The organism is Marinagarivorans sp., assembly GCF_982758155.1.
Map to the genome: position 1 here is coordinate 1 of NZ_CEXWTU010000400.1, position 2,287 is coordinate 2,287.

2 protein-coding genes and 1 pseudogene are annotated in these 2,287 nt (G+C 41.4%); all 3 read right to left on the bottom strand.

Features of this window, described 5'->3' with window-relative positions; all coding sequences use genetic code 11:
• A pseudogene (locus AC3A8L_RS21315) lies at positions 1 to 384 on the bottom strand (transposase); the annotation flags it as partial.
• Between the two features lie 247 nt (positions 385 to 631).
• Entirely contained in the window at positions 632 to 1,030 is a 399-nt protein-coding gene (locus AC3A8L_RS21320; protein WP_487964289.1) for a VOC family protein, read from the bottom strand.
• 43 nt (positions 1,031 to 1,073) lie between these two features.
• Positions 1,074 to 1,811: a helix-turn-helix domain-containing protein gene (locus AC3A8L_RS21325; protein ID WP_487964290.1), complete on the bottom strand. Its 738-nt coding sequence runs from the start codon at positions 1,809 to 1,811 to the stop codon at positions 1,074 to 1,076.
• Positions 1,812 to 2,287 lie beyond the last annotated feature (476 nt).

Here is a 2,287-nt window from a genome sequence, read left to right on the forward strand (position 1 = left end):
GCATTTATCCTCCGCGTTTGCGAGTCGTGCGATATGCTCATTTAAACAACGCATAAACCAGCTAATGCTGCTCAAACGATTGCGCCACTCAGCAACGAGCTCATCGACAAGATATTGCTCCACTTCACTGATAGGCTGATTTTTTAACACTTTAAGGGCTAATTCATTCCCCTTGAATAGCATCATCCAACGGCGAATCACCGTTTTATTACTCCATCCTGCCGCTTTTGCCGCATCAATATGCAGTACTAAATGATAGTGATTTGACATTACAGCGTACGCTGCGATATCAAGAGCGAAGATGTCCCCCAGCTCAGCAATTTTATCTGCAATCCATTCGCGACGATGCTCATAGTTTTTACCGCTGTATTTATCTTCGCCCATTAGAAATGAACGTTTAATACAACGTGAACAAATATGAAACCAACTGGTTTGATCTAAAGAGATCAATGTTCTACGTGCTTGAGTCATAAAAACCTCACTGATAAACACTACCTAGTCATTTAGGTATAGCCAACCGCTGAGGTTTTTGCACTACCGCTTATCGGGTTTTGGATGTCCTGTCTTATTCATCTCTGTCTTATTCTTCTTATTCTTCCTATTCTTCCTATTCTTCCTGTCTTATTCTGTCTTATTTACCTGAAACTTCTAAATGTTGGACCACGTCAATTCGAAAACCTGCCGGGTCTTGCAGAATAAAATGAACCTGTCCCCAAACTTCTTCTTTGAGCTCCATAACCATAGTCAAATCCATTTTTTGAGCTTCGGCATAGGCATGAGCTGCATCTTTAACTTCTAGTGATATCACATAGCCATCTGGAGACATCAATGGTCGAAGAAAGTCTGGTTGGCTTACATGTTCTGGTATCAAGAAGCCAAGCTGAGCACCCGAATTGGGTGACACCAAATGCAAGTAAAAATCAGCATCGTAAAATACGGCATTAAAGCCAAATACGGATTCATAGAATGCTTTCACAGCTTCTAAATTTGCCGTTACCATCACAGGAAACATCGCGTCTATTTCGATCATCTTATTTACCTCTTACTGTTGATTAGTTCAGCAATATTATCCTTCATTCAGATGAGTCGTTATTGTATAAAACGGACATTTTTCTGAACTGTGTCGGCGTGACTCCAGACAAACGTTTAAATTCACGAACAAAATGAGGCTGATCGTAGTAATGATCTAGGTAGGCCTTATTATGTTGCGGCGTATTCATCGCTTTGAGAGCGCTCTGAAACTTTAGCACCTTACCAAAATCTTTGGGAGGCAAGCCAACATGCTGTTTGGTCAACCGTCTAAGCTGACGTGCAGACACCCCAAAATCAGTGCATCGGCTATCTGACAAGTCAAGATTAGAGCTGACATTTTCGTAACAGTATCGAATGTAGCGGGCTAGGCGCGGATCAACGTCGACAAACGTTACGGCAGAAAGTATTAATGCCGACAGGCTATTGCAGCGTTTATCAAAACTATTTTCGTTCTCAATGACTTCATATGCGGAGTAAACCATATCCTCGGTTAATAAATTTTTCGCTTTTACATTACCAGTCTCACCCCATTCCCCTAAAGGTATAGAAATCAAGCCTTGATGTCCTAAAATTCGAAAACGAATACCAAAAAAAGACGCTGGGCCATCAATATGAAATAAAGTAGATGAGAGAAATGGCGGAATAAGAAAGTTATCGTCGAAGCAATCTAGATTGATGATCCAATCAACGCAGTTATCCGGCACACTATGGTATTGAAACCGGCCTTTGGAAACTGTGAGCTGCCAATACGATTGCACCCAACGATTTAACGGAGGCATTGGATGCCACGTTTTATAGGCACGGTCATCAGCGACTTTTCCTTGAGTCGGATTATAATCTAAAAACATTTTTGTATTGAAATACAAAACATAAACTTTCCTGGCTACTAGCCATTGAGAAACATAACGCCTTTGCCGCAGGCTGACGAAATGCGTAGCATTTTGGCAGTCCAGCAGCTTGCTGTAATTGTACGCAAACTTGTATGCGCTACCACCAGCTAGGAGCCTTAGTTGATGCAGAGAACCCAGTGGATATAGCAGAGATACAGGACATCTATAACAATTGTCACTAAAACACAGCTATTGAAAAATAAAAGCGTCGAAAACGCAGTACAACCAACGTAGCGACTAAGGCAGCCTAAAGAGAGGGTATTTTATCAGTTTTAGGCTGTGAAATAATAGACTAACAGCCAAATAATCTGCGAGCGCGTCATGGCCAGTATTACTCACTTTATTGAGCGTAAGCTTAAACTCAA